The following is a 1048-nucleotide window of genomic DNA, read 5'->3' as shown; positions in this document are numbered from 1 at the left end:
CGAAGGTGGGGTATGCGGCGGATCCGCTGGTGGACGGGTCGCTGGAGGCGTTCCATCTGCACAAGGTGCCGTTGACGTCGTTGACGTTGGAGGCGTTGAAGGACAGCGGGCTGGCGCGCAAGGACGCGGAGCGGGCGAAGAACATGTTCGCCCTGGGGTTGTTGTCGTGGATGTATCACCGGCCGACGCATGGGACGGAGGCGTTCCTGCGGAGCAAGTTCGCGAAGAAGCCGCAGATCGCGGAGGCGAACATCAGCGCGTTTAGGGCGGGCTGGAATTTCGGTGAGACGACGGAGTCGTTCGCGGTGTCGTACGAGGTGCCGCCGGCGCGGTTGCCGGCGGGGCGGTACCGCAACATCTCGGGGAATCTGGCGTTGTCGTACGGGTTGGTCGCGGCGGCGCAGCGGGCGGGTTTGCCGTTGTTCCTGGGGTCGTATCCGATCACTCCGGCGTCGGACATTCTGCATGAGTTGAGTCGGCACAAGAATTTCGGGGTGCGGACGTTCCAGGCGGAGGATGAGATCGCTGGGATCGGTGCGGCGCTGGGGGCGGCGTTCGGTGGTGCGCTGGGGGTGACGACGACGTCGGGTCCGGGTGTGGCGTTGAAGAGCGAGACGATCGGGTTGGCGGTGTCGTTGGAGTTGCCGTTGCTGGTGGTGGACATCCAGCGGGGTGGTCCGTCGACGGGGTTGCCGACGAAGACGGAGCAGGCGGATCTGTTGCAGGCGATGTTCGGTCGTAACGGGGAGGCGCCGGTGCCGATCGTGGCGCCGGCGACGCCGGCGGAGTGTTTCGGTGCGGCGTTGGAGGCGGCGCGGATCGCGGTGACGTATCGGACGCCGGTGTTCCTGTTGTCGGACGGGTATCTGGCGAACGGTTCGGAGCCGTGGCGGATCCCGGGGGTGGAGGAACTGCCGGTGATCGAGGCGGGGTTCGCGACGGGGCCGAACCGGGAGGACGGCTCGTTCTGGCCGTATCTGCGGGATCCGCAGACGTTGGCGCGGCCGTGGGCGGTGCCGGGTACGGCGGGGTTGGAGCACCGGATCGG

1 pseudogene is annotated in these 1048 nt (G+C 67.7%); it reads left to right on the top strand.

Going from position 1 to position 1048, the window contains the following annotated elements:
* A pseudogene (locus tag ABTY15_RS39755) lies at window positions 1–1048 on the top strand (2-oxoacid:acceptor oxidoreductase family protein); the annotation flags it as partial.

It is taken from the genome of Kitasatospora sp. NPDC097643 (assembly GCF_040302625.1).
Lineage (GTDB): Bacteria > Actinomycetota > Actinomycetes > Streptomycetales > Streptomycetaceae > Kitasatospora.
The sequence above is the reverse complement of the archived record's forward strand: the minus strand, read 5'-3'. Positions and strand labels throughout refer to the sequence as shown.